The sequence below is a fragment of the Caulobacter sp. GW821-FHT12F03 genome (assembly GCF_058806855.1).
Window position 1 is genome coordinate 158,415 of the sequence record NZ_JBXAQC010000008.1, and the last position, 25,381, is coordinate 183,795.

23 protein-coding genes are annotated in these 25,381 nt (G+C 70.6%); 12 read left to right on the plus strand and 11 right to left on the minus strand.

The annotated features are described in order from the left end of the window. Nucleotides 1-63: 63 nt before the first annotated feature. From pgi to AC1RN0_RS17140, 6 genes are all read left to right on the plus strand, one after another. Nucleotides 64-1,638 (plus strand): glucose-6-phosphate isomerase, encoded by a 1,575-nt coding sequence (gene pgi / locus AC1RN0_RS17115; RefSeq protein WP_492788672.1) that lies wholly within the window; start codon nucleotides 64-66, stop codon nucleotides 1,636-1,638. After that, nucleotides 1,635-1,856: a hypothetical protein gene (locus AC1RN0_RS17120; protein ID WP_492788673.1), complete on the plus strand. Its 222-nt coding sequence runs from the start codon at nucleotides 1,635-1,637 to the stop codon at nucleotides 1,854-1,856. The genes pgi and AC1RN0_RS17120 overlap by 4 nt, the downstream gene beginning before the upstream one ends. A gap of 199 nt (nucleotides 1,857-2,055) precedes the next feature. Then, nucleotides 2,056-3,525: a histidine--tRNA ligase gene (hisS, locus tag AC1RN0_RS17125; RefSeq protein ID WP_492788674.1), complete on the plus strand. Its 1,470-nt coding sequence runs from the start codon at nucleotides 2,056-2,058 to the stop codon at nucleotides 3,523-3,525. Beyond that, the gene (locus AC1RN0_RS17130; RefSeq protein WP_492788675.1) at nucleotides 3,522-4,652 is read left to right on the plus strand and encodes an ATP phosphoribosyltransferase regulatory subunit; all 1,131 of its coding nucleotides are present in this window, start codon (nucleotides 3,522-3,524) and stop codon (nucleotides 4,650-4,652) included. The genes hisS and AC1RN0_RS17130 overlap by 4 nt, the downstream gene beginning before the upstream one ends. Further along, nucleotides 4,649-5,602 (plus strand): ATP phosphoribosyltransferase, encoded by a 954-nt coding sequence (hisG, locus tag AC1RN0_RS17135; RefSeq protein WP_492788676.1) that lies wholly within the window; start codon nucleotides 4,649-4,651, stop codon nucleotides 5,600-5,602. The genes AC1RN0_RS17130 and hisG overlap by 4 nt, the downstream gene beginning before the upstream one ends. Before the next feature lie 443 nt (nucleotides 5,603-6,045). Next, nucleotides 6,046-6,633, plus strand: a complete 588-nt coding sequence (locus tag AC1RN0_RS17140) for an AAA family ATPase (protein ID WP_492788677.1) — start codon at nucleotides 6,046-6,048, stop codon at nucleotides 6,631-6,633. 99 nt (nucleotides 6,634-6,732) lie between these two features. On the opposite strand, the gene AC1RN0_RS17145 is transcribed toward AC1RN0_RS17140, so the two are convergent. The 10 genes from AC1RN0_RS17145 to AC1RN0_RS17190 all read right to left on the minus strand — a co-directional run bounded on the left by AC1RN0_RS17145 (nucleotide 6,733) and on the right by AC1RN0_RS17190 (nucleotide 18,607). Beyond that, a complete protein-coding gene (locus AC1RN0_RS17145) occupies nucleotides 6,733-8,850 on the minus strand; it encodes a M13 family metallopeptidase (protein WP_492788678.1) in 2,118 nt (705 codons plus the stop codon). Nucleotides 8,851-8,985: 135 nt separating this feature from the next. Continuing rightward, on the minus strand, nucleotides 8,986-11,055 hold the full coding sequence (locus AC1RN0_RS17150) for a M13 family metallopeptidase (protein WP_492788679.1): 2,070 nt from the start codon (nucleotides 11,053-11,055) through the stop codon (nucleotides 8,986-8,988). 112 nt (nucleotides 11,056-11,167) lie between these two features. After that, nucleotides 11,168-11,578, minus strand: a complete 411-nt coding sequence (locus AC1RN0_RS17155) for a hypothetical protein (protein WP_492788680.1) — start codon at nucleotides 11,576-11,578, stop codon at nucleotides 11,168-11,170. After that, nucleotides 11,575-11,880 carry an autorepressor SdpR family transcription factor gene (locus AC1RN0_RS17160; RefSeq protein WP_492788681.1) on the minus strand — a complete coding sequence of 102 codons (306 nt, stop codon included), beginning with the start codon at nucleotides 11,878-11,880 and terminating at the stop codon, nucleotides 11,575-11,577. Before AC1RN0_RS17160 ends, AC1RN0_RS17155 begins: the two co-directional genes overlap by 4 nt. A gap of 124 nt (nucleotides 11,881-12,004) precedes the next feature. Further along, nucleotides 12,005-13,654, minus strand: a complete 1,650-nt coding sequence (locus AC1RN0_RS17165; RefSeq protein WP_492788682.1) for an acyl-CoA synthetase — start codon at nucleotides 13,652-13,654, stop codon at nucleotides 12,005-12,007. A 105-nt stretch (nucleotides 13,655-13,759) separates the two neighbouring features. Then, entirely contained in the window at nucleotides 13,760-14,191 is a 432-nt protein-coding gene (locus AC1RN0_RS17170) for a copper chaperone PCu(A)C (protein WP_492788683.1), read from the minus strand. Between the two features lie 23 nt (nucleotides 14,192-14,214). Then, on the minus strand, nucleotides 14,215-14,688 hold the full coding sequence (locus AC1RN0_RS17175) for a copper chaperone PCu(A)C (protein ID WP_492788684.1): 474 nt from the start codon (nucleotides 14,686-14,688) through the stop codon (nucleotides 14,215-14,217). A gap of 20 nt (nucleotides 14,689-14,708) precedes the next feature. Continuing rightward, entirely contained in the window at nucleotides 14,709-16,043 is a 1,335-nt protein-coding gene (locus AC1RN0_RS17180; protein WP_492788685.1) for a PepSY-associated TM helix domain-containing protein, read from the minus strand. Between the two features lie 48 nt (nucleotides 16,044-16,091). Further along, nucleotides 16,092-18,149: a TonB-dependent receptor family protein gene (locus tag AC1RN0_RS17185; protein WP_492788686.1), complete on the minus strand. Its 2,058-nt coding sequence runs from the start codon at nucleotides 18,147-18,149 to the stop codon at nucleotides 16,092-16,094. Nucleotides 18,150-18,205: 56 nt separating this feature from the next. Further along, a complete protein-coding gene (locus AC1RN0_RS17190; protein WP_492788687.1) occupies nucleotides 18,206-18,607 on the minus strand; it encodes a DUF2946 family protein in 402 nt (133 codons plus the stop codon). Nucleotides 18,608-18,689: 82 nt separating this feature from the next. On the opposite strand from AC1RN0_RS17190, the gene AC1RN0_RS17195 reads away from it, so the two are divergent. Next, nucleotides 18,690-20,477: a cation:proton antiporter domain-containing protein gene (locus AC1RN0_RS17195; RefSeq protein ID WP_492788688.1), complete on the plus strand. Its 1,788-nt coding sequence runs from the start codon at nucleotides 18,690-18,692 to the stop codon at nucleotides 20,475-20,477. Here the strand turns inward: AC1RN0_RS17195 and AC1RN0_RS17200 are convergent. Then, nucleotides 20,419-20,763 (minus strand): hypothetical protein, encoded by a 345-nt coding sequence (locus AC1RN0_RS17200; RefSeq protein WP_492788689.1) that lies wholly within the window; start codon nucleotides 20,761-20,763, stop codon nucleotides 20,419-20,421. The two genes, AC1RN0_RS17195 and AC1RN0_RS17200, sit on opposite strands and share 59 nt — an antisense overlap. 141 nt (nucleotides 20,764-20,904) lie before the next feature. Here AC1RN0_RS17200 and AC1RN0_RS17205 point away from each other — a divergent pair, with 141 nt between their 5' ends. From AC1RN0_RS17205 to AC1RN0_RS17225, 5 genes are all read left to right on the plus strand, one after another. Beyond that, nucleotides 20,905-21,546, plus strand: a complete 642-nt coding sequence (locus AC1RN0_RS17205) for a TetR/AcrR family transcriptional regulator (RefSeq protein ID WP_492788690.1) — start codon at nucleotides 20,905-20,907, stop codon at nucleotides 21,544-21,546. Beyond that, nucleotides 21,543-22,523, plus strand: coding sequence for an HlyD family secretion protein (locus AC1RN0_RS17210; RefSeq protein ID WP_492788691.1), 981 nt, complete (start codon nucleotides 21,543-21,545; stop codon nucleotides 22,521-22,523). The genes AC1RN0_RS17205 and AC1RN0_RS17210 overlap by 4 nt, the downstream gene beginning before the upstream one ends. Beyond that, nucleotides 22,520-23,437 carry an ABC transporter ATP-binding protein gene (locus tag AC1RN0_RS17215; RefSeq protein WP_492788692.1) on the plus strand — a complete coding sequence of 306 codons (918 nt, stop codon included), beginning with the start codon at nucleotides 22,520-22,522 and terminating at the stop codon, nucleotides 23,435-23,437. Before AC1RN0_RS17210 ends, AC1RN0_RS17215 begins: the two co-directional genes overlap by 4 nt. Next, the gene (locus AC1RN0_RS17220) at nucleotides 23,434-24,558 is read left to right on the plus strand and encodes an ABC transporter permease (protein WP_492788693.1); all 1,125 of its coding nucleotides are present in this window, start codon (nucleotides 23,434-23,436) and stop codon (nucleotides 24,556-24,558) included. Before AC1RN0_RS17215 ends, AC1RN0_RS17220 begins: the two co-directional genes overlap by 4 nt. A gap of 139 nt (nucleotides 24,559-24,697) precedes the next feature. After that, nucleotides 24,698-25,381: outer membrane protein (locus AC1RN0_RS17225; protein WP_492788694.1), on the plus strand; the 684-nt coding region annotated here is incomplete at its 3' end.

A 25,381-nucleotide genomic window follows, 5' to 3' on the forward strand; every position in this document is an offset into this window, starting at 1 on the left:
GCCCTCTGGTAAGCCCGTTATGGTAAACGCCGTGTTGCCGCGGGCTTGGCCGCCGGAGCCCTCATGACCGACCTGACCGCCGCCTGGACCGCCTTTGAAGCCGCCGCCCGCCAGGATGGCGGGACGCGAATCGTCGATCACTTCGCCGCCGAGCCGGATCGGCTTGAGCGAATGGTGGTCGAGGCCTGCGGCCTGCGGCTGGACCTCAGCAAGCAGCCGTGGAGCGGCGCCGGCCTCGACGCCGGCCTGGACCTGGCCCGGGCCGCCGGGGTCGAGGCCGCGCGGGACCGGCTGTTCGCCGGCGAGGCCGTCAACATCACCGAGACGCGCGCCGCCCTGCATATGGCCCTGCGCGCGCCGGACGGGGCGGACTTCAGGGCCGTCGGCAAGCCGGTGTCCGGCGAGGTCGAGGCCGTGCGCGGCCGGATGAAGGCCTTCGCCAGGGCCGTCCGGTCGGGCGAGATCTGTGGCGCGACGGGCCGGCCGTTCACCACCGTCGTCCATATCGGCATCGGCGGCTCGGACCTCGGGCCCCGCTTCGTCTGGCGGGCGCTGAAGCGGCTGGAGCCGGACATCGCCCTGCGCTTCGTCGGCAATGTCGACCCGTCCGACCTGGCCCAGGCGATGGCCGGGCTGAACCCGGAAACGACGCTGATCGTCATCGTCTCCAAGACCTTCACCACCCAGGAGACCATGGCCAACGCCGCCGCCGCGCGCGGCTGGCTGCACGCCTTCCTCGGCCCCGACGGCGACGCCAACCTGGCGGCGGCCTCGACCAACCTGGCGGCCTGCGCGGCGTTCGGCATTCCGGCGGAGCGGGTATTCGGCTTCGAGGACTGGGTCGGCGGCCGTTACTCGGTGATGTCGGCCGTCGGCCTCAGCTGCGCCATTGCGCTCGGCTGGGACCGGTTCGAGGCGCTGATGGCCGGCGCGGCGGCGATGGACGACCACTTCCGCACGGCCCCTCTGGCGGCCAACGCCCCGGTGCTTCTGGCGCTGGCCCATGTGTTCAACCGCAATGGCCTGGGCCGCCCCGTGCGGGTGGTCGAGCCCTACGCCGACCGGCTGGGGCTGCTGGCCAGCTACCTGCAGCAGCTGGAAATGGAGTCCAACGGCAAGCGGGTGACCCTGTCCGGCGCGCCCGTGGCCCATGCCACCGCCACCGCCGTGTTCGGCAACGCCGGCACCAACGATCAGCACGCCTTCTTCCAGATGCTGCACCAGGGGACCGACGTGATCCCGGTCGACTTCGTCGCCGTGGCCAGGGCCGAGGAAGGGCCCAAGCCGCAGCAGGCGATCCTGCTGGCCAACGCCATCGCCCAGGCCGAGGCCCTGATGACCGGGTCGGCCAACGCCGCCGAGCCGCACCGCCACTTCCCTGGCGACCGGCCGTCGAGCTTCATCCTGATGGACCGGCTGTCGCCGAAGACGCTGGGCGCCCTGATCGCCCTCTATGAGCACAAGGTGTTCGTCGAGGGGGTGCTGTGGGACATCAACAGCTTCGACCAGTGGGGCGTGGAGCTGGGCAAGACCCTGGCGACGGCGGTGCTGGGCGAACTGCAGGGCGGCGAGGCCGGGGCGCACGATCCGTCGACGGCGGCGTTGATCGCGCGGTTGAGGCGCGACGCCGTGTCATGAGCAAGGTCAGCGATCCCGAGCCGAAGATGCGCCGCCGGCCGATCTGGCCCGTCATCCTCGGATGGGGGATCGTCGCGCTCATCGCCTTGGCCGTCCTGCCCTCCGGCGCCGTGAGGGGCATTGACCTGCGGGCCTTGGCGGGGGCGGTCCTGCTCCTGTCCTTTCACGTCCATCTGGGCGCGCGGCTTCGCCATCGCCGCAAGCCTTCGAAGCGCTAGCCCTTTCGCAAGAGTTCCACTATAGACCCGCCCCGATGACCCGCGCCTCGCACCATCACGGCAGCCACCACGCCATCCCTCGCGGGACGGAACGGGTTCGCGCGGCCTGAGGCCAGCGCTCCACCCCTCCGGCCCCGCCCGACGCGGATGGGGCTGAAGACAGCTCCATCCGGCCCGACCGACCCGATGAGAGCTTGATATGACCGACCAGCCTTTCCGCCCCGAAGCCCGCGCCCCGCGCGGATTCGCCGACAAGCGCGCCGCCACGCTGCGAGCCGAGCGGCGGATCGTCGAACAGGTGTCCAGGGTCTACGAGCAGTGGGGCTTCGAGCCGCTCGACACCGGGGCGTTCGAGTACGCCGACGCGCTGGGCAAGTTCCTGCCCGACAGCGACCGGCCCAACGAGGGCGTGTTCGCGCTGCAGGACGACGACGAGCAGTGGATGGCCCTGCGCTACGACCTGACCGCGCCGCTGGCCCGGTTCGCGGCGCAGAACTGGGAGACCCTGCCCAAGCCCTATCGCCGCTATGCCTTCGGGCCGGTCTGGCGCAACGAGAAGCCGGGCCCGGGCCGGTTCCGCGAGTTCATCCAGTGCGACGCCGACACCGTCGGTTCTGCGCGGCCGGAAGCGGACGCGGAGATCATCGCCCTGGCCGTGGCCGGCCTCGAGGCCGCCGGCCTGCCGCGCGGCACGGCGGTGATGAAGATCAACAACCGCAAGCTGCTGGACGGTGTTCTCGATGGCACGGGCGTTACCGATGCCGGGCAGAAGCTCGCCGTGCTGCGCGCAATGGACAAGCTGGACCGCCTCGGCATCGACGGCGTGACCCTGCTCCTTGGCGAAGGCCGTCTGGATGAATCGGGCGCCTTTACAAAGGGCGCCGGGCTTTCGAAGTCGGCGATCGACGACGTGCTGGGCTATCTGCAGGCGCCGGCGGTTTCCCGCTCCGACTTCCTCGACTGGCTCTCGGACACGACGCGCGCCATCGGCGGGCAGGAGGGCCTCGAGGAACTGGCCAAGATCGACGCGGCCCTGAAGGGCCTGGGAATCAGCGACGAACAGGCTGTGTTCGACCCCTCCATCGTGCGCGGGCTTGAGTACTACACCGGCGCGGTGTTCGAGGCCGAGCTGCTGCTGGAGACCACCGATGACAAGGGCCAGCCGATGCGCTTCGGCTCGATCGGTGGCGGCGGTCGCTATGACGACCTGGTGGCGCGGTTCACCGGCGAGCGAACCCCGGCGACGGGCTTCTCGTTCGGCGTGTCGCGGCTGGCGGCGGCGCTGAAGGCGGCGGGCCGCGAGGAGGCCGGCGAGAACCGCGGGCCGGTGGTGATCATCGCCTTCGACCAGGCGCGGATGGCCGACTATTTCGCCGTCGCCGGCGAGCTGCGGGCGGGCGGCATCGCCGCCGAGGTCTATCTCGGGACCTCCGGCATGCGGCCGCAGATGAAGTACGCCGACCGCCGCATGGCCCCGGCCGCGGTGATCATCGGCGAGGACGAGTTCGCCGCCGGAACCGTGACGATCAAGGACCTCGACCTCGGCCGCGACCTGTCGAAGGACGTCACCGACAACGCCGCCTGGAAGGCCGAACGGCCCGGCCAGCAGACCATCCCGCGCGCCGACCTCGTCGCCGCCGTGCGCAAGATCGTGGACGCCGCTCGATGAGACTGGAGCCCCCCGTACCCGCCGAGGCCCTGGCGGCGATCCGCGCGCCGTTCGCCACGGCCGGCGCCGCCGCCGTCGAGGTTCCGGTGCTGCAGCCGCTGGCCCTGCTGCTGGACCTGTCGGGGGAGGCCATGCGGCCCCGCCTGTTCGTGGTCCAGGCCGAAGGCGGCGAGGAGTTGGCCATGCGGCCGGACTTCACCATTCCCGTGGCGCGGGCGCACATCGCCGGCGGCGCCGCGGCCGGACGCTACGCCTACGAAGGCAAGGCCTTCCGCGCCGCGCCGGCCGGCTCGGGTCGGGCCGAGGAATTCCTGCAGATCGGCGTCGAGGCCTTCGGCGGCGATGACGCGGCGACGGCCGATGTCGAGGTCGTCGGCCTGGCCTGGCGCTCGGCGGCGGCCGGCGGGCGGACCGACCTGTCGCTGATCGTCGGCGACATCGCCCTGTTCGCGGCCTTCATCGACAGCCTGGCCCTGACGCCGGCGCTGGCCGGACGGCTCAAGCGGCTGTTCACCCGCCCCCGCCTGTTGCAGGCCGAGCTCGACCGCGCCGGCCAGCCGACCGACGAGGCCGCCGCGCGGCAGATCAATCCGCTGGAAGGCGTGCCGGACGGGGAGGGCGAGGCGGCCCTGCGCCGGCTGTGGTCCATCGCCGGCATCGAGCCGGTCGGCAGTCGCCCGGCCGGGGAGATCGTTCGCCGTCTGGCCGATCGGGCCGAGGCCGCCCGCACGCCGCCGCTGACGCTCGCCGAGGCCGACGCCGTGCGCCGCTATCTGGCCGTGTCCGCGGCGCCCCGGGAGGCGCTGGCCGCGATCCGCGCGCTGGCGGGCCCCGCTCCTGGCGCCATCGAGGCGGCGCTGGCCGTCTGGAAACGGCGGCTCGACGGGCTGACGTCCCAGGGCGTGCCCGCCGACCGGATCACCCTGACGGCGGCCTTCGGGCGGGCCTTCGGCTACTACGACGGCCTGGTGTTCGAGGTGCGCAGCGCCGCGCTGGGCGAGGAACGGCCCGTGGCGGCCGGCGGTCGCTACGACGGCCTGCCGGCGCGGCTCGGCGCGCCTTCGGCCCAGGGCGCGGTCGGCTGCATGGTGCGGCCGGCCAGGGCTTTCGCGGGAGGCGTGGAATGACCGGACCGTTGATTCTGGCGATCCCCTCGAAGGGGCGTCTGAAGGAGCAGGTCGAGGCCTGGCTGGCCGACGCCGGTCTGCCGCTGTCGTCGGCCGCCGGCGGGCGCGGCTATACCGCCGCCATTCCGGCCCTGCCGAAGGTCGAGGTGCGGCTGCTGTCGGCCTCCGACATCGCCGCTGCGCTCGACAGCGGCGAGATCCACCTGGGCGTCACCGGCGAGGACCTGCTGCGCGAACAGGTCGCCGACCTCGACAGCCGGGTCATGCTGCTGCGGGCCCTGGGCTTCGGCAAGGCCGACCTGATCGTCGCCGTGCCGCGCGGCTGGCTCGATGTCGAGACCATGGCCGACCTCGAGGAGGTGGCGCACGCCCATCTGGTGCGCACCGGCAGGCGGCTGCGGGTGGCGACCAAGTATCTGGTCCAGACGCGGGCCTTCTTCGCCCGCTGCGGCGTGGCCGACTACCGCATCGTGGAATCGGGCGGCGCGACCGAAGGGGCCCCGGCCTCCGGCGCGGCGGAGATCATCGTCGACATCACCACCACCGGCGCGACCTTGGCGGCCAACCATCTGAAGATCGTCGGCGACGGCGTGATCCTGAAGAGTCAGGCGCAGCTGGCGGCCTCGCTGTCCGCTGACTGGGACGCCGACCGGCTGGCCGTGGTGCGGCAGCTGCTGGGGGTGGTCGAGGCCCGGGCGCGGGCGCGGGGCTCGATGATGCTGGTCTGGCCGGCCGAGGCGGATGTCGCGGCCCGGTCGGCGCTGGCGGAGCTGGTCCAGCGTGGCGCGCGGCCGCGGGCCAACGGCCTGCTGATCGCCGAGCGCGACCTGCTGCAGGCCCAGGCCCTGCTGGCGGGGGCGGGAATCGGTCCGGTGGCCGCGAGTCGTCCCGAGCACATGTTCGAGCCGACGTCGGACGCCGCCGAAGCCCTGGCTACCCGCATCGGGTGAGAAAACTGACGGCAACGTCGAAAATGACCGTTGTTTTGACTGGGCGGTCCAACAATCGACCCTGGATTCGCCAATTCGGCGTATTTTGTTGCGCGTAGGGGTCGTTCCATCCCTTGACAGGGAAAGTCTATTGCCGTCTTTTGACATTGCGCGAGGAACTAGAACCCCTGAGAGTTCTTACCTCACGGCGTTTCGGGGAGGAAACGCCCGCTTGGATCGAGTGATCGAGAAATAAACCGGACCCGCCGCGAATATCCCCCGCGGCGGGTCTGTGTTTTTGGTCATCGCCGTCAAAACCTCCCGTATCCGACACCCTGCGCCCTTCGACACGGCCGCGTCGCGGCCTGCTCAGAATGACGCGTATTGCCGCACGTCATGGTGAGCAGCGCCCGACGGGCGCGTCGAACCACGCACCCCTTGCCCAACATCCCCCAGGAGGCCTCATGACCTCGAACCCTGAAGACGGCTACCTGCCGTCCCGCGTCACCGACGGCGCGGGCCGGGCGGTGGTCATCACCGGCTGCTCCGGCGGCGGCAAATCGACCCTGCTCGGCGAGCTGGCGCGGCGCGGCCATCGCGTGTTCGCCGAGCCCGGCCGGCAGATCGTCAGGGAGCAGGACTGGATCGGCGGCGACGCCCAGCCCTGGACCGCGCCGGCGAAGTTCGCCGAGCTGGCCCTGTCGCGCGGGCTTCACCAGCGCATCACCGCCGCGGAGGCCGGCGGCCTGGCCTTCTTCGACCGCAGCATCGTTGAGCCGCTGGCCGCGCTAGAGTGGCTGGGCGTGCCGGTCCCGGACCATTTCCCGCGGGCGGCCGAGGTCTGCCGCTATGACCGGACAGTGTTCGTCGCGCCGCCCTGGCCGGAGATCTTCCGGACGGACGCGGAGCGCCGCCACGGGCTCGACGAAGCGGTCGCCGAGTATGGCCCGCTGACCGCGACCTACGCGCGGCTGGGCTACCGGCTGGTCGAGCTGCCGAAGGTCGACGTCGCCGCGCGGGCCGACTTCGTGCTGGAGACGCTCGGGGTGTGACGGGGCGGAAGCGGGGACATGTACCGGCTTCGGTACATGTCCCCTAAACCGGCCGCTCGATTGGGGGACACGTACCTGCGGTGCATGTCCCCGTGCTGGCTACCAGATCTTCACGCGGTCGGCCGGGGCGACGTAGAGCTTGTCGCCGGGCTGCACGCCGAAGGCGTCGTACCAGGCGTTGACGTTCCGGATCGTGCCGTTGACGCGATAGTAGGCCGGCGAGTGCGGGTCGGTGACGACCTGCTGGCGGACGAAGTCCTCGCGGGCCTTCTGACGCCACACCTGGGCCCAGCCGAGGAACACCCGCTGCTGGCCGGTGAAGCCGTCGAGCACGGGCGCCGGCTGGCCGGCCAGCGAGACGAGGTAGGCGTCGTAGGCCAGCGAGAGGCCGCCCATGTCGCCGATGTTCTCACCCATCGTCAGCCCGCCCTGCACCTTCGCCCCGGGATAGGGTTCGAAGGCCGAGTACTGGGCGCCCAGGCGGTCGGCCTGGACCTTGAACTTGGTCGCGTCCTCGGCCGTCCACCAGTCGCGCAGCACGCCGTCGCCGTCGCTCTTGCGGCCCTGGTCGTCGAAGCCGTGGCTGATCTCGTGGCCGATCACGCCGCCGATGCCGCCGAAGTTGACGGCCATGTCGGCCTGCGGATCAAAGAACGGCGCCTGAAGGATGGCGGCCGGGAAGACGATCTCGTTCTTCACCGGGCTGTAGTAGGCGTTGACCGTCTGCGGGGTCATGCCCCACTCGGTCTTGTCGACCGGGCCGTTGAGGCGGGCGACGTCATATTCCCAGTCGAATTTCGCGGCCCGCATGGCGTTGCCGTAGGCGTCGTCGGCGCGGATCTCGAGCGCCGAATAGTCGCGCCACTTGTCGGGGTAGCCGATCTTCACGCCGAACTTGGCCAGCTTCTCCAGCGCCTTGACCTTGGTCTCGGGGCTCATCCAGTCGAGGTGCTCGATGCGGACCTTCAGCGCCGCGCGGATGTTGGCGACGAGCGCCTCCATCTTGGCCTTCGACTCGGCCGGGAAATAGCGGGCGACGTAGACCTTGCCGACCGGCTCGCCGAGCATGCCGTTGACGTAGCCGACGCCGCGCTTCCAGCGGGGCTTCTGCTCGGGCTGTCCGGCCAGCGTCTTCGAGCGGAACTCGAAGTTGGCGTCGACGAACCGGCGCGACAGCAGCGGCGCGGCGCCGTCGACGAGGTGGAACGCTTCCCAGGCCTTCAGGGTGTCGACCGGCGTGGCCGAATAGATGGCGGCGAACTTGGGGAAGGCGGTGTTGGTGCTGACGATGTAGCGATTGACGCCCTTCAGCTCCGTGCCCGGCAGGTAGCGATCCCAGTTGAAGCCCGGCGTCGCCGCCTGCAGCTCGACCAGGGTCATCGGGTTGTAGGTCTTGTCGCGGTCGCGGCGCTCGATGCGCGTCCAGGAAGCCTCGGCCAGCTGGGTCTCGAAGGCCATGATGGCCTTGGCCGACTCGGCGGGCTTCGGCCAGCCGACCATGGTCAGCATCTGGACGATGTAGGCCTCGTAGGCGGCCTTCTTGGCGGCGAACTTCGGGTCCAGGTAGTAGTCGCGGTCGGGCAGGCCCAGGCCGCCGGCGCCGGCGTAGACGGCGTACCGGGTGGGGTCCTTGGCGTCGTCGCCGATGCCCAGGCCGAAGATGGTCGAGAAGCCGGAGGTGTTGGCGCGGCCCATCAGGGCGGTGATGTCGTCGCGGGTCCTGGCCGCCATGATCTGGGCCAGCTCGGGCTTGATCGGGGCCACGTCGAGCCGCTCGGCGCGGGCCTCGTCCATGAAGGCGGCGTAGGCGGCGCCGATCTTGACCGCGTCCGGGCCGGTGATGCGGCCGGCGGCGGAATCCTCGATGATCGCGCGGGTGCGGGCTTCGGACAGGATTGCCAGGGCGTCGAAGTTGCCGAAGCGCGTGCGGTCGGACGGGATTTCGGTGCGGGCGTTCCACGCGCCGCTGGCCCACATGTAGAAGTCGTCGCCCGGCTTCACCGACCGGTCCATGCCCGTCAGGTCGAAGCCCCAGGCGCCGTAGCGCGGGCTCTCCAGCGAAACAGCCTGGCCGCCGCCCGTGGTGTCGGTCGCGGTGAACAGGGCTTCGTTGAAGCAGAAGGCGTCGAGGCAGCCGTGCTGCTCGTGGGCCGTGGCCGGCGCGGCGCCCAGCAGCAGCGCGCCCGCCGCCGCAGCGGTCATCAGAAGAGTCTTCATGGTGGAAACATCCCCGGAACTGGAATTGCCGGCGACATTGCACCCCGGCGGCCGGTCCGGGACGTTAAAGTTTCTTCATGCTGGCGCAAACGGCAAACGTTCTCCCCCCGGAATGGGGAGAGAACGCCGCCAGGACTACCAGATGCGGACGCGGTCTTCCGGCTTCACGTACCACTTGTCGCCGGGCTTCACGCCCCAGGCGTCGTACCAGGCGTCGACGTTGCGCAGGGTGCCGATGACGCGGAACTGGGCCGGCGAGTGCGGGTCGGACACGACCTGCTGGCGGATCGCGTCGTCCCGGTACTTGCTGCGCCAGATCTGCGAGAAGCCGAGGAAGAAGCGCTGGTCGCCGGTCAGACCGTCGATCACCGGCGCCGGCTGGCCGCCGAGCGACAGGTGATAGGCGTCGAGCGCGATCAGGATGCCGCCCAGGTCGCCGATGTTCTCGCCCATGGTCAGGTCGCCGTTGACGTGCGAGCCGGCGACCGGCTCGAAGGCCGAGTACTGGGCGCCGAGGCGCCTGGTCTGCACCTCGAACTTGGCGGCGTCGGCCGGCTGCCACCAGTCGCGCAGCGAGCCGTCGCCGTCGTACTTGCGGCCCTCATCGTCGAAGCCGTGGCTGATCTCGTGGCCGATGACCGCGCCGATGCCGGCGTAGTTGACCGCCGCGTCGGCGTCCGGATCGAAGAACGGCGGCTGCAGGATGGCGGCCGGGAAGACGATCTCGTTGAGGGTCGGGTTGTAGTAGGCGTTGACCGTCTGCGGGAACATGCCCCACTCGTCCCGGTCGACCGGCTTGCCGAGCTTGGCGACGTTGAACGCCCATTCGAAGGCGCTGGCGCGCTGGACGTTGCCGTACAGGTCGTCCGGCTTGATGGTCAGGGCGCTGTAGTCGCGCCACTTGTTGGGGTAGCCGATCTTGACCGTGAAGGCGGCCAGCTTGGCCTGGGCGCGGACCTTGGTTTCCGGGCTCATCCAGTCGAGCTTGTCGATGCGGGCCTTGAGCGCAACGCGCAGGTCGGCGACCAGCTTCTCCATCTTGGCCTTGGACTCGGCCGGGAAGTAGGCCTCGACATAGAGCTTGCCGACCGCCTCGCCGAGATTGCCGCTGACCAGCGACACGCCGCGCTTCCAGCGGGCGCGCTGTTCGGGCTGGCCCGAGAGGGTCCTGGCGCGGAACTGGAAGTTTGCGTCGACGAAGCGCTTCGACAGATAGGGCGCGGCCTGGTCGACCGTGTGGAAGGCCTGCCAGGCCTGAAGGGTCGAAACCGGCGTGGCGGCGTAGATGGCGGCGATCTTGGTGAAGGCCGTCGGCTCGCCGACGATCACGCGGTCGGCCTTGGTCAGGCTCGCGCCCTTCAGCCAGGCCTGCCAGGGGAAGCCGGGGGCCAGGGCCTGCAGCTGCGCCAGCGTCTCGGGATTGTAGGTCTTGTCGGCGTCACGCTGGTCGGCGATCGGCCACTGGGCCTGGGCGATCGAGGTCTCAAGCGCCACGATCGCGTCGGCCGACTTTTCCGCGTCGGTCCAGCCGGCCATGGTCAGGATCTGCGCAACATAGGCGCGGTAGGCGGCCTTCTTCTCGGCGAACTTGGCGTCGAGGTAGTAGTCGCGGTTGGGCAGGCCGAGGCCGGCCTGGGTCAGGTAGGTGACGTTGGTGTTGGGGTCCTTGGCGTCCTGGCTGATGTAGGACGCGAAGAAGGAGCCGCCGAAGCCGCCGTTGGAGGCGCCCATCAGCGCGGCGATGGCGTCACGGGTCTTCGCCGCGCGGATCGCGGCGAGGTCGCCGGCCAGCGGCCTGGCGTCGAGCGCCTCGACCGCCGCCTCGTTCATGAAGCTGTTGTAGAGGCCGCCGATCTGCTGGGCCTCGCCCGCGGCGTTGGTCGTGGCCGCCGAGCGGTCGATCACCGCCTTGATGCGGGCGTCGGACAGTTCGCGCAGGACGGCGAAGGAGTTCCAGTTGGTCCGGTCGGCCGGGATGTCGAGGCCGGCCAGATAGGTCCCTGAGGAGAAGCCGACGAAGTCGTCGCCCGGCTTGATCGACCGGTCCATGCCGGTGGTGTCGAAGCCCCAGGGGCCCATGCGGGGCGCCTTGGCGATGTCGGCGGCGGTGATCGGGGCCGGAACGGCGCGGGCCCAGGCGACGGAGGCGCCGGCGGCGGTGGTCAGGGCCAGCGCGGCGGCGGCGGAAAGCAGGACGCGTTTCATGTGGGGTGTTTCCCGGGTGAACTGATTGTCCGGGACCATGCACATCGCCGGGCCCGGCGCTTCTTACAAAAGAGTCATGTAGGGCGCGGGAGCCCGCCGTCACACCGCGCGACTACTGGCCGGGGCGGGGCGTGCGGCAGGTCGCCCAGGCGCGGGCCGCATAGCCCAGGGTGAGCGCCATGGCGGCGATCACCACGACCATCGAGGCGGTGTCGGCGACCGGCAGGGCCGCGAAGGCCCACAGCCCGGCGTAGGCCAGACCGGCCAGGGTCATCGACCAGCCGCCGACCCGCAGCGCCGCCTGGGTCGAGGCGGCGACGCGGGCCGAGGTCGAGGGCCGGCCGAGCTGCTTGGGCATGACATTGGCGTAGGCCGCGAGGCCCAGGCCGATCAGCACCTGCATGGCGCGCCGGGCCGTGTCGGCCGTCAGCCAGCCGGCGGTCTGGCCATAACGAAGGCCGGCGGCGACGGCGAGGATGGCGGCCGCAAGGGCGAGCGCGAAAGTCAGTCGACGGGTGATCATGACGTCTCTCCTGTGTCGGCGGTCGGGCGGGCGGGGACGCCGCCGCCGATGCCGAAAGCCTGGGAAAAGCCCAGCAAGGCGTCCTCGAGCACGGACAGCTTGAGCCGGTAGGTGATGGTGACGCCGTGCTTGGTGGCGTCGATGAGATCGGCCTCGCGCAGCACCGCGAAGTGCGCCGACATGGTCGGCTTTGAAACCGGGAACTGGTCGCTGAGCTCACCCGCCGTCATCGGCCGCTGCCGGAGCAGCTCCAGCACCCGGCGGCGGGTGGGATCGGCCAGCGCTTTGAAAACCCTGTTCATGAATCGCTATTTAGCTAATCATCAAAATAAGGTCAAGCGGGCGGTCATGCGCTTCAGTGCGTGTCCTCATCTGCAGCGATGAAAGCGGCAGGGACACGTACCTTCGGTACATGTCCCCGAGCGGCTACCCCGCCGTAACTCCCAGCGCCGCGAGGGCCTGGGCGCGGACGGCCTTGTAGTCGACCTTGCCGTTGGCCGCGCGCTCGACCCGGGCGACGACCAGTTCGCGGGGGGCCTTGTAGTCGGCGAGGCGGCCGCGGACATGGGCGGCCAGTTCGGTCAGCGGCGGGGCGACGTTGCCGCCGACATCGACCACCGCGCAGATGCGTTCGCCGAAGCGCGCGTCGGGCACGCCGACGACCACCGCGTCGCGGACCAGCGGGTGGGTCTTGAGCGCCTCCTCGACCTCCTCGGGGAAGACCTTTTCGCCGCCGGTGTTGATCACCTGCGAGCCCCGGCCGAGCAGCTTGATCGTGCCGTCCGCGTTCACTTCCGCGAAGTCGCCGGGCACCGACCAGCGGCGGCCCTCGAAGGTCTGGAAGGTCTTGGCCGACTTCTCCGGGTCCTTGTAGTAGCCGGTCGGGATGAAGCCGCCGACGGCCACCAGGCCGCGCTCGCCGCTGCCCGGCTCGACGCGGGTTCCGTCTTCCTTGAACACCGCGGCGTTGGGGCCGACGAGGAACTGGGCCGTGGTCGCCTCCGCGCCGGCGACCGAGGTCGAGCCGCCGAGACCCACGGCCTCCGACGAGCCCAGGCTGTCCATCAGCATGGCGCCGGGCGGCAGGTGCTTCAGCAGCGCCTGCTTGTTGTCATGGCTCCAGACCGTGCCCGACGAGCCGATGCGGGTGATGCAGGAAAGGTCCCACCGGCCGGGGTTGGCCTCAAGCGCCTCAAGCATCGGCGCGGCGAAGGCCAGGCCGACGATGGAGATGCTGTTGGCCCGCAGGCGATCGACCTCGTCGAACAGCTCCTCGGCGCTGAAGCGTTGCGAGGGCAGGGTGATGATGCAGCCGCCGCCGGTCAGGGCGCCGAAGCTGCCGAACTGGGCGGTGCCGTGCATCAGCGGGCAGGCCGTGACCATGGTCGTGGGCGGCGGCAGGTGCAGGTCGCCCGCGCGGCCGGTGCGGGCGCGCACGCCGGCCTCGTGCGGCGTCTCCAGCGGCGGGATCAGGGCCAGCACATTGCCGCCGGCGCCCAGCACCTGGAACAGGTCGTCCTGGCGCCACATCACGCCCTTGGGCATGCCGGTGGTGCCGCCCGTGTAGAGCAGCAGCAGGTCATCGCCGGAGCGGCCGCCCGGGGCGACGACGCGGTCGGCCCCGGCCGCCGCGATGCTCTCGTACTCCGTCGCCCAGGCCGGGATCGGCGCGTCCTCGTCGGCCACGGCGATCCAGCACTTCACCTTGGTCAGGCGATCGCGGATCGCCTCGAGCTTGGGCGCGAAACCGGCGTGGAAGACGATCGCCTCGGCGTCGGCGTTGTCGAAGAGATAGAGCAGCTCCTCGGTCTCGTAGCGGTAGTTGGTGTTGACCGGGGCGAGGCTGGCCTTGAACGCCGCGTAGTAGGTCTCGAGGTACTCCGGGGTATTGTAGAGATAGGCCGCGACCTTGGCCTGACGGCCAAGGCCCGCCTTGAGCAGATGGGCGGCGACGGCGTTGGCGCGACGGTCGAAGTCGCCCCAGCTGATGACCCGCGACCCGCGAATCTGGGCCGGGCGATCCGGCGCGGCCGCGGCGATCTCTTCCCAGACGTCGGCGAAGTTCCAGCCGGACATGCGCGCACTCTCCCGTATCGGCCTCTGACGGGCCGCGCGGACAAGTTAGCGGCGGTCACCCACGCCCTGTCAACGCGTGACCCGGCGTCAGTAGGGGCGGGAAATTCAGCCCGCGGGCGCCGTGGCCTGGACCGAAAACTGCACCGTCACCTTGCCGGCCTTCTTGAAGGTCAGGGTCGCGGGATAGTGGTCGCCGGCCTTCAGCGGCTGCTTGAGGCCCATCAGCATGATGTGCCAGCCGCCCGGCTTGAGCGCGACGGTCGCGCCGGCGGGAACCGGCAGACCGCCCGGGCGCGGATGCATCATCGCCTGGCCGCCCATGATCATCGACTCATGGATCTCGGCGCGGCTCGCGACCGGGCTGCTGACCGCGACCAGGGTGTCGGCGGGGCCGGCGCTGGTGATCACGGCGTAGCCGGCGCCGTTGCCGCCCTGGGGCGCGGGGCGGGACCAGGCCTGGCTGACCTGCGGGGCCGAAGCGGCGAGCACCGGCGCGGCGATCAGGGTCAGGGCGGCGGCGAAGACGAAGGGTTTCATGCGAGGGCTCCTGGACGGGAAATCTAGTGATCGTGGCCGGCCATACCGGCCATACCGGGCATGCCGCCGCGCACGACCAGTTCGATCGGCGCGCGGCCGGCATTGCGGAACACCAGGGTGGCGGGAACGCGGTCGCCCGCCTTCAGCGGCCGGGTCAGGCCGATGAACATCACGTGCTTGCCGCCGGGCTTGAAGACGACGGTCTGGCCGGCCTTGAACGGCACGCCGTCCTTCAGCTCCTCCATCCGCATCATCCCGCCGGCGGTCGAGGTCTCATGCATCTGGACCTTGCCGGCGATGGGCGATTCCACGGCGACCAGGACGTCCGGGCCGGTGTTGTTGTTGGTCACGGAGAAGAAGCCGGCCCCCGTGCCGCCGGCCGGGGCAGGGCGGCTGAAGGGCTCGGCGACGGCGATGCCGGCGCTGCTGTAGGACGGCGGCTTGCCGGGTGAGCAGGCGGCGAGGAGCAGAACGGCGAGGAGGGGTGCAAGGCGCATGGGCCGGGTTGCCTTTCGAACTAGAGGGCGTGTTTCAGTTTCAGGACCCGGGGCGCAAGCCTGTCGAGGGCGAAAGCCAGCAGAATCGACAGGCCGAGCAGCGGGAAGATCAGGCCGATCGCCAGGGCGAACAGGGCGAAGGCGCTCAGTTCGCCGGGCTGGGCCGGCGGCGCGGCCAGCCGGCCCTTCGGCCGCCGCCGCCACCACATCACCGCCGCCGAGACGCTGAGGATGATGATGGCCAGGCATCCGGCCAGCATGACCAGCTGGTTGATCAGGCCGAACTGGCCGCCGGTATGGACCGCGATGCCCCATTCGACGGCCTTCGACACCGGGCCGTAGTCGCGGAAGCCGAGGTCGGCGATGACCCGGCCGCTGTACTGGTCGAGGTGGATGACGCGCTGGCCCGTGGCCTGCCGGGGATAGCTCTGGATGGTGTAGACGCCGCCCGCCGAGGTCGGCAGCCGCACGACATAGCCGGGCGCCACATGGCGCTGGCCGGCGATCGCCAGGACGGCGGCGATCGGGATGGGTTGCAACGGGGACGGCGCGACCGCCGGGGTCGTCGACGGATCCATCGTCCAGGATCCGGCTTTCGTCGCCGCCAGGGCGGCGTCCGAAGCGACGGCGGTGGCCCTGGCCTGGGCGGGCATGCCGAGGCCGGACTCATTGACCAGCCGACGGAAATTCTCGCCCCAGTAGCCGGACCAGGGCATGCCGGTGACCGCCAGGAACAGCAGGATCACGCAGGCGAAGGCGCCCGTGACCGCGTGCAGGTCGCGCCACCAGACGCGCTTCGCCGGGGTGGCGCGCAGCGTGACCACGCCCTGCTCCCGGCCGCGGGGCCACCACAGGAAAATCCCCGAGGCGACCAGCAGAATGGCCCAGCCGGCCACCACCTCGATGATCAGGTTGGGCGCCTTGCCGAGAATCTCCAGGCTGTGGATGTGGCTGATCAGCTTCATCGGTCGCTGCTCGTCGGCGATCCGGTCGAGCACCTGGCCCGTCGAGGGGACGAGGAAGACCGAGATGACGTCGCCCCTGCCGTCGCGGATGCCGACCTCGGCCGAGCGGTCTGGCGCGGGGGGCGGGGTGAAGCGCACAGGCGTTCCGGCCTGCACGGCCCGGGCGCGGGCGATCAGGGCCTCGGGCGCGAGCGAAGGGGCGGTCGTCTGTTCGACGACCAGACGCCGGTGTTCGAGCACCGGAGCGAGTTCGTCCCGGAACAGATAGAGCGCGCCGGTGGTCGCCAGCAGGATGAAGAACGGCAGGCAGATCAGGCCAGCGTAGAAGTGCCAGCGCCAGATGGCGCGGTAGAGGCGGCTCGCCCCGGGCGGGGTGTCATCGAGCGACATGGCGTGTCTCCGGACGGGCGGCGGCGGGTCGCGCCGCCGCCCTCAGGGTTAGAACGAGACCGTCAGGCCGGCATAGACGGACCGGCCGTCGCCGGGCCAGTAGGCAGCCGTGGCGGAACTCGCGACGATCGCGGCCTGGACGTTGGAGACATAGGCCTCTTCGGTCAGGTTGCGGGCGTCGACGAAGAGCGAGAGTCCGTCGCGGACCTTCCATCCGGCGTTCAGGTTCAGGATGGCGTAGCTCGGCGCCGTGGTCGTGTTGCTGTAGTCGACCGCGATGTCCGACGCCGACCATTCCACCGACGGGGCGATGAACCAGCCGGCGGCCGCCTCATAGCGCAGCTCCGCCCGATAGAAGTGCTCGGGTACGATCGGCAGGCGGTTGTTCCCGTACTGAACATCGCCGTCGAAGCGGAAGTCCGACCAGGTCCAGGTCTGGCGCAGCCGCCACTGCGGTGCGAACCGCCAGTCCAGCGCCGCCTCGAGACCCTGGTGGATCGTGCGGTCGGCGTTGAAGGTCGAGGCGGGGATGCCGGGCGCGACCGTGTACTGCAGCATCTCCTTGTCGAGCACGGCGCGATAGACCGTGACGTCCCAGGTGAACGGGCCGCGCCGGCCGCGCGCCCCGGCCTCGGCGGTCCAGGCCTCCTGGGCCTGAACCGGGGCGAACCCGGTTCCCGTCGGGGACATGGAGCCGAAGTTCGGCGGCTCGACCGATTTGGTCAGGTTGGCGAACAGCTGGGCGCCGTCGTCGGCTTGCCACAGCAGGCCGATGCGCGGGGCGAACCAGTCATAATCCTTCGCGGCTTTCAGATTGAAGGTCCCGGCCACGCCCGGCAGGGCGAAGCTCTGGTAGTCACGGCCGGCCCGGCCCCAGGTCCCGCCGCCGACGAGGGCGAGGTGGTCGGTGACGAACAGCCGGCCCTCGGCGAACAGGTCCGCCGCGTCGGCGTTCTGCAGCGTGCGCGAGCGCGGCGCGCCGCGATGGCCCTTCACATTGACGTAGAAGTTGGAATCCAGGTCGCCGGTGCGCAGCCACAGGCCGCCGTAGGCGTCGGCCTTCATCCCGCCGATCTCGCCCTGCCAGTCGAGCCGGCCGAAGGCGCCCCAGTTGCGGCTCTGCTGGTCGATGACCTGGAAAATCGGGTGGTCGAGGTCCTTCCACAGGCCGTAGACCGCGCCCTCGAACACCGTGCTGTCGCCGAGCCGCCAGGTGGTGCGCAGGGAGACGCGCAGGCCACGCTGGTTGCGACCCTGGTCGTTGGCGTAGTTGGCCGGGGCGTCCTGGCGCGGGTTGGCCTGGAACTGGTTCCAGGTCAGGGCGCCGGGGATCTCCTGGTTGATGTTCGAGCCGTTGACGATCAGCCGGACCTCGCGGTCCTCGCCGAACGACCGGCCGAGGTTGAGCGAGCCGAACTGGATGTTCTGCTGGCTCTGCGCGCGCCAGCCCTGGCCGGTCTGGTTGGTGCCGGCGACATAGAGGTCCCAGTCGCCGGACTGGCGGGCGAGGGCGAGGTTCTCGCGCAGCAGGCCGAAGGAGCCGCCGTCGACGCGGACCTGCTGCTCGAAACCGGCGGTGGCGCCCGTCGGGGTGACCATGTTGATCGCGCCGCCGAGCAGCGAGCCGCCGAAGCGCAGGGCGTTGCCGCCGCGATAGACCTCGACGAACCGCGTGGTCAGCGGATCGGCGATCTGACTGTCGCCGTAGCCGTCGGCCTCGTTCAGCGGCACGCCGTCCTGGGCCAGCAGCAGGCCGCGGTTGTGGTTGGCGTTGCCGATGCCCGAGCCGCGGATCGAGAGGCGCACATCGCCGCCCCACTTGCGCTGGGCGTAGACGCCGGGGGCGTCGCGCAGCATGTCGTCCAGGGCCAGCGATTCGCGGTGCGTGAAGGACTCGGCCGAGATCACCGAGACCGCGCCGGGCGTGCGCGACAGGCGCCTGCGGGCGTCGGCGACGACGGCGGGATCTTCCGGGTCGGGATTGGCGGTGACGATGACGCTGTCGACCGTGACCGGTTCATCGGCGGCATGGGCGAAGGCGGGGGCGACGAGACAGCTCGCGCCGAGCAGGAGGGCGCGCAGGCGCGCGCCTTGGGACGTGGTCATGTGAGTGAATTCCAGAAAGGTCTGACAGGGCGCGCGTCGGCGCGCCCGGCGAAGGGTCAGGCGATCTGGAAGGCGGGCGGTCCGGTGGAGGGCGGCCGGGGCGGCGCGCGGGCGCCGGGCAGGCGGGTGGCGCGGTCGATCGGGGCGAGGCGCGATTCGGTCGCGTACCGGATCGGCAGGGCGGGCGGGTCGCCCGGCGAGACGGCCGCGATCGAGGTCATGACGCAGTCGTGACACTTCAGCCCGCCGAAGCCGTGATGCTGCGTGTCGCCGCCCGGGACCGTGACGGTCTTGGCCCCGTCGACCGTGCAGAGCACGACCGTGCGCACGTCGCTTTTCGCTTCCGTGGCAAGGGAAGCGGCCGGAATCAGCAACTGGACGCAGAGCGCGAGCAGGGCCAGCGCCGCGGGCAGGACGCCGCGACGCGACGGCGGCCGGACAGGGCTGCTGCTGCGCATGGCTGGGCACTACGCCCCCGCGCGGGGTTTCGCAAGCGGTCCGCAGGCCCCCATATGGGGCCATCGGCAATCTGGAGGCGGCATGGCGGCGGAGGTCTCTCCCGGCGAGTACAAGGATGTTGTGCTGTTTCTGGCGACGGCGGGCGTGGTCGTGCCGCTGTTCCGCCGCTGGCGCATAAGCCCGATCCTCGGGTTCCTCGGCGCGGGCGTGGTGCTGGGGCCGTACGGCCTGGGCGCCCTGGCCGACACCATTCCCTGGCTGGCCGCCGTCACTATCGAGAAGCCGCAGGACGTCGCCCAGCTGGCCGAGTTCGGCGTCGTCTTCCTGCTGTTCATGATCGGGCTGGAGCTGAGCTGGGAACGGCTGCGCCTGATGCGCCGGTTCGTGTTCGGCATGGGCGCGCTGCAGGTGGCCGTCTGTTCGGCGGCCATCGCCACCGTGGCCATGATGCTGGGCCAGCCGCTGCAGGCCGCCGCCGCCATCGGCGCGGCGCTGGCCCTGTCCTCGACCGCGATGGTCATGCCGCTGCTGGCCGAGAGCAAGCGGCAGCACAGCCAGGCCGGCCGCGCGACCTTCGCCGTGCTGCTGTTCCAGGATCTGGCCGTGGCGCCGATCCTCATTACACTGACGATCATCGGCAGCCAGGGCGGCGGCGAGATCTTTTCACCGAAGATGCTGCTGACCTTCGCCCCCGCCGCGATCGGCATCGTGGCGCTGGTGGTGTTCGGCCGGCTGCTGCTACGGCCGATGATGAAGTCGGTCGCGCGGGCCAAGAGCGAGGAGCTGTTCATGGCCGCCTCGCTGCTGATCGTCATCGGCGCGGGGCTGGTGGCGGCGCTGACCGGCCTGTCGATGGCGCTGGGCGCGTTCATCGCCGGGCTGCTGCTGGCCGAAACCGAATACCGGCACGAGGTCGAGGTGACCATCGAGCCGTTCAAGGGCCTCCTGCTGGGGCTGTTCTTCCTGTCGATCGGCATCGGACTCGACCTGTCGCTGCTGGTCGCCCGGCCCGTGCTGATCGTCGGCATCGCCGTCGGCGCCCTTTTGCTGATCGGCAGCGTGGTGTTCGTCCTGGGGGTGATGTTCGGCCTCAAGCCGCGCAAGGCGCTGGAGGCCGGCATGCTGCTGGCGGCCGGCGGCGAGTTCGCCTTCGTCATTCTCGATACGGCGATGAACAGCGGCATCGTCGATCGCGAGGTCGGCCGCACCGTGCTGGTCGCCTCGACCCTGACGATGTTCTGCATTCCGGTGCTGGCTGTGCTCGGCGCGAAGCTGGGCGGACGGCCGGGAGCCAATCCGGCGGTCAGCCTGGCGGTCGATCCCGCCGCCGCCGCGACCGACGCGCCGGCCGTCCTCGTGGTCGGCTACGGCCGGGTCGGACGGCTGGTCGGCGACATGCTCGGCCGGCACGACATCCCCTGGGTCGCTGCCGAGCGCGATCCGAAACTGGTCGAGGCCGGCCGCCGGGCGGGCGCCGACATTTTCTACGGCGACGCCTCGCGGGCCGAATTCCTGCGCCGCTGCGGGCTGGACACGGCCCGCGCCCTGGTCGTGACGATGGACAATCCCGAGGGCAACGAGGTGGTCGTGGCCACGGCGCGCGAACTGCGGCCAGACCTGACCATCGTCGCCCGGGCCCGCGACGCGCGCCACGCCAAGCGGCTCTACGAACTGGGGGCGACCGACGCCGTGCCGGAGACGATCGAGGCCTCGCTGCAGCTGTCCGAGGCGGCGCTGGTCGACATCGGCATTCCCATGGGTCTGGTCATCGCCTCGATCCACGAACGCCGCGACGAGTTCCGCAAGGAGCTCAACCGGCCGGAGGCGCTCGGTGGGCGGCGTCGGCTGCGGGACGGGGCGAAGCCTTGAAGCGGCCGTTGAGCGCGCCGCCCTTCATCGCCGGATAGGCCAGGGCGAACGACACCAGCGCGACCAGGACCAGGGCCGGGATCAGGGCCCCGTCCTCGCGCTTGCGGCCGAGCAGCAGCACGACCCCGCCCAGAAGGGCGAGGACGAAGCCGAATATGATCGCCCTGAGCACATCGGTCAGCAGCCCGCCGGTGGGCGCCATCAGCATGACCACAGGAATCTGGAACACGGCGGCCGCGGCCCAGATCATGCCGAACCGGCGCAGGAGGGGGTGTTGCAGGGTCATGGATGTCTCGTCGGCAGGTCGTTGATCAGAGCATAGCCGCATTCGCCCGACGGTCCCTCGCCGTTTCACGCGGAGGGCGAGGCTTGACTCCGGTGGCTTTCAAATTGATAACTGACCAGTCAGTTATCAATGAAGGTGCGCATGCTCCCCGTCGGTGAACCCAGGTGGCGGCGTCGCAAGGAGGCCCGCCCCGGCGAGATCGTCGCCGCGGCGCTGGCCGTGTTCGCCGAGAAGGGCTTCGCCGCCGCGCGGCTCGATGACATCGCCGCCCGGGCGGGGGTCAGCAAGGGCGCGCTCTACCTCTACTTCGAGACCAAGCAGGACCTGTTCGCCGCCGTGGTGCGCGACGCGGTCAGCCCGAACCTCGCCGCGGTCGAGGCGCTGGCCTCGGGCGTCGACCTGCCGTTCGCCCAGGTCGCGCGGATGCTGCTGGGCCGGGCCGCCGATCTGATGATCGCCTCGCCCGTCGGGCCGGTGGCGAAGATGGTCATCGCCGAGTCGCGCAACTTCCCGGAGCTGGCGCGGGTCTGGCACGACGAGGTCGTCGCGCGGATGCTCGGCGTGCTGACCGGCCTGATCGAACGGGCCCAGGCGAAGGGCGAGCTCCGGCCCGGCGAGCCGCGCTATCATGCCCTTTCCATGATCGGGCCCCTGCTGATGGGTCTGCTCTGGCGAGAGGTGCTCGAGCCGGCCGGCGCCCGGCCCATCGACCTGAGGGCCCTGGCGCAGCAACACATCGAGACCGTCCTGGGCGGTCTTCTGGTCGAGGGGGGACGTCGATGAACCCGAGAGTCCGAATCGCCGTGGCGGCGGTGGTCCTGCTGGCCGGGGCGGGCGCCTGGTGGATCTTCGGCCGCGCGCCGGCCGCCGATCGCGCCCTGTCCGGCTACATCGAGGGCGAGGCGCTGTACCTGTCGTCGTCGACGTCCGGCGCGGTGTCGGCCGTGTCGGTGGTGCGCGGCCAGCGGGTCGCGGCCGGCCAGCCGTTGTTCGCGCTCGACGCCGCGCCGCTGGTCGCCCAGCGCGACCAGGCCGCCGCCGCCCTGGCGGAAGCGCAGGCCCGGCTCGACGACGCCCGCAAGGGCCAGCGGCCGCAGGAACTGGCCGTGACCGACGCCCAGCGCGCCGCCGCGGAGGCCGCCGTCCGCCAGGCCCAGGCCGAGTACAACCGCATCGCCCCGTTGGTGAAGCAGGGCATCTACGCCCCCGCCCGGCTGGACACCGTGCGCGCCGCCCGCGACTCGGCGGTGGCCAGTCTCAACGCCGTGACCAGCCAGCGCGCGGCCCAGACTCTCGGCGCCCGGCCCGACGCCGTGCGCGCCGCCGAAGCCCAGGTTCAGCAGGCGCGCGACGCCCTGGCCGCCGCCCAGGCGCAGCTGGACCGCACCGGCCCGCGCGCCCCGGCCGACGCCCGGGTCGAGCAGGTGTTCTTCCAGGCCGGGGAGTGGGCCGCGGCCAACCAGCCGGTGGTCTCGCTGATCCCCGATGACCGGGTGAAAGTGCGCTTCTTCGTCCCGCAGAAGGACCTGTCGCGCTACGCCATCGGCCGGCGGATCGCATTCCGCTGCGACGGCTGCGCCGGCGGCCTGTCTGCGACCATCGACTACGTCAGCCCCCGGCCCGAGTTCACGCCGCCGATCATCTACAGCCGCGACAGCCGTGACCGGCTGGTGTTCCTCGTCGAGGCGCGGCCGAACGCGCCGCGCGCCCTGGCGCCCGGCCAGCCCGTCGACGTCACGCCGCTCGGGGACGCGCCGTGACCCTGGCGGTCGACGTCCGGGGGCTCAACAAGAGCTTCGGCGACAAGCATGTCGTCCAGGACCTGTCGATCCAGGTAGGGGCGGGCAGGATCACCGGCTTTCTCGGACCCAACGGCTCGGGCAAGACCACCACCCTGCGCATGCTCTGTGGCCTGCTGACGCCGGACACCGGCGAGGGCGAGGTCCTGGGGCTGGATTTTCGCCGCGAGGCCGAGCGGATCAAGCGTCAGACCGGCTACATGACGCAGAAGTTCTCGCTCTATGAGGATCTGTCGATCGAGGAAAACCTGACCTTCGTCGCGCGGGTCTACGGCCTGGACAACCGCCGGCGGCGCGTCGACGAGGCGCTGCGGCGGCTGGGGCTGGAAAACCGCCGCCGGCAACTGGCCGGCAGCCTGTCCGGCGGCTGGAAGCAGCGCTTGGCGCTCGCCTCGGCCATCCTGCACGAGCCGCGCCTGCTGCTGCTCGACGAGCCGACCGCCGGGGTCGATCCGAAGGCGCGGCGCGAGTTCTGGGACGAGATCCACGCCCTGTCGGCGGAGGGCCTGACCGTGCTGGTCTCCACCCACTACATGGACGAGGCCGAGCGCTGCCACGACATCGCCTACATCGCCTACGGCCGGCTGATGGCGCGGGGGACCGGGGCCGAGGTCATCGAAGGCTCCGGGCTGGTCACCTTCCGCGCCGAGGGCCCGGGGGCGGACCGGCTGGCGCGCGAGCTGGCCGGCCGACCCGGCGTGGTCATGGCCGCTCCCTTCGGCGCGGCGCTGCACGTCAGCGGGGTGGACCGCGCGGCGCTCGAGGCGGCCATCGCCCCGTGGCGGCGCGCGCCGTTCCGCTGGAGCGAGGTGTCGCCGACGCTGGAGGATGTGTTCATCCACCTGATGGGCCAGTCGACGGACAATTTCGAATGAACGCCACCCGCATCTTCGCCGTGCTGGTCAAGGAGTTCACCCAGCTCACGCGCGACCGGCTGACCTATGCGCTGATCCTGGCCATGCCGATCGTGCAGCTGCTGCTGTTCGGCTACGCCATCAACAATGACCCGCATCACCTGCCGACCGCCGTGCTGGTGCAGGACCAGGGCGCGTTCGCGCGCTCGACCCTGGGGGCGCTGGCGCGCAGCGACTACTTCGACATCACCGAGACAGCCCGCACGCCGGCCGAGCTGGACGAGGCCATCGCGCGGGGCCGGGTGCAGTTCGCCATCACCATTCCAGCGGACTTCACCCGGCGCGTGGTGCGCGGCGACCAGGCGCAGATTCTCGTCGAGGCCGACGCCTCCGATCCGTCAGCCACGGGCACCGCCATCGCGGCGCTGTCGGCCCTGCCGCAGCAGGCGCTGGTCCACGACCTGACCGGGGCGGTCGCCGGCCGCGCGGGCGGAAGTCCGCCGTTCGAGGTGATCGTCCACCGCCGCTACAATCCCGAGGCCATCGCCGCCTACAACATCGTCCCGGGCCTGCTGGGGGTGATCCTGTCGATGACCCTGGTGATGATGACGGCGCTGGGCGTCACGCGGGAATACGAGCGGGGCACGATGGAGACCCTGCTGGCCACGCCGGTGAAGCCGATCGAGGTGATGATCGGCAAGCTGGCGCCGTATGTCCTGGTCGGCCTGGTGCAGACGGTGGTGATCCTGACGCTGGCGCGGGTGCTGTTCGACGTGCCGTTCGCCGGCGGCTGGGGCGCGCTGGTCATCGGCATCCTGCTGTTCATCATCGGCAGTCTGGCGCTGGGCTTCCTGATCTCGACGGTGGCCCGCAACCAGCTGCAGGCGATGCAGATGTCGGTGTTCTATATTTTCCCGTCGCTGCTGCTGTCGGGCTTCATGTTCCCGTTCCGGGGCATGCCGGTCTGGGCCCAGACCATCGGAAACGGCATTCCGGTGACCCACTTCCTGCGGGTCGTGCGGGGCGCGCTGCTCAAGGGGCTGGGCTTCGTGGAACTTTGGCCGAGCCTGGCCGCTCTTGCGGGGTTCGTTCTCGTCGTCGTTCTGTTCGCGATGGCGCGCTACCGCACAACCCTTGACTGAGAAACTCGCCGTTCATCGTTTCCTCAGTCGAAATAGGCGGTAGTGTGGCTTCGCCGACACTTGGCGGTGGGCGCATGGTTGATATAACAAACTTTCGAGCGGCCTTTGGTCGCATCGCGGGCAGGAGAGGGCTCTCATTATGAAATTCAAGCTTCTGGCGGGTGCGGCTCTGGCCGTCACGACGCTCGCAGCGACGGGTGCGGCGGCTCAAGACAGCGGCTGGTACGGCGCTGTCGATGTTGGCTACCACTGGTCTGACACGATCAAGGCCGAGACCGGCCTGGGTACTTTCGCCGTCGATCCGGACGACAGCTGGACCGGTTTCGCCCGTCTGGGCTACCGCCTGTCGCCGAACTGGCGCGTTGAACTCGAAGGCGGCTGGCGCCCCGGCGACCTGAAGTCGCCGCCGCTCGACGCTGACGGTCAAGCCGAAGTGCTCTCCCTGATGGGCAATGTCATTTATGACATCTACCCGCAGGGCAACCTGCACCCGTTCGTGGGTGTCGGCGCCGGCTATGCGCGCGGCACGGTGACGGCGCTCTCCGCGCCCTTCATCAACGTCGACGAAGCCGACGGCGTCTGGGCCTGGCAGGGCATCGCCGGTCTGACGGCCAAGGCGAGCGATCGCATGAACGTCGACCTGACCTATCGCTACTTCCAGACCGACGACTTCGAGTTCAGCAACGCCGGCACCGCCGGCCCGCTGACCGGCAGCTACAACGACCAGTCGGTCACCTTCGGCGTCCGCTACAGCTTCCAGGAAGAAGCGGCCCCGCCGCCGCCTCCGCCCCCGCCGCCGCCGCCGCCGCCGCCGCCGCCGCCG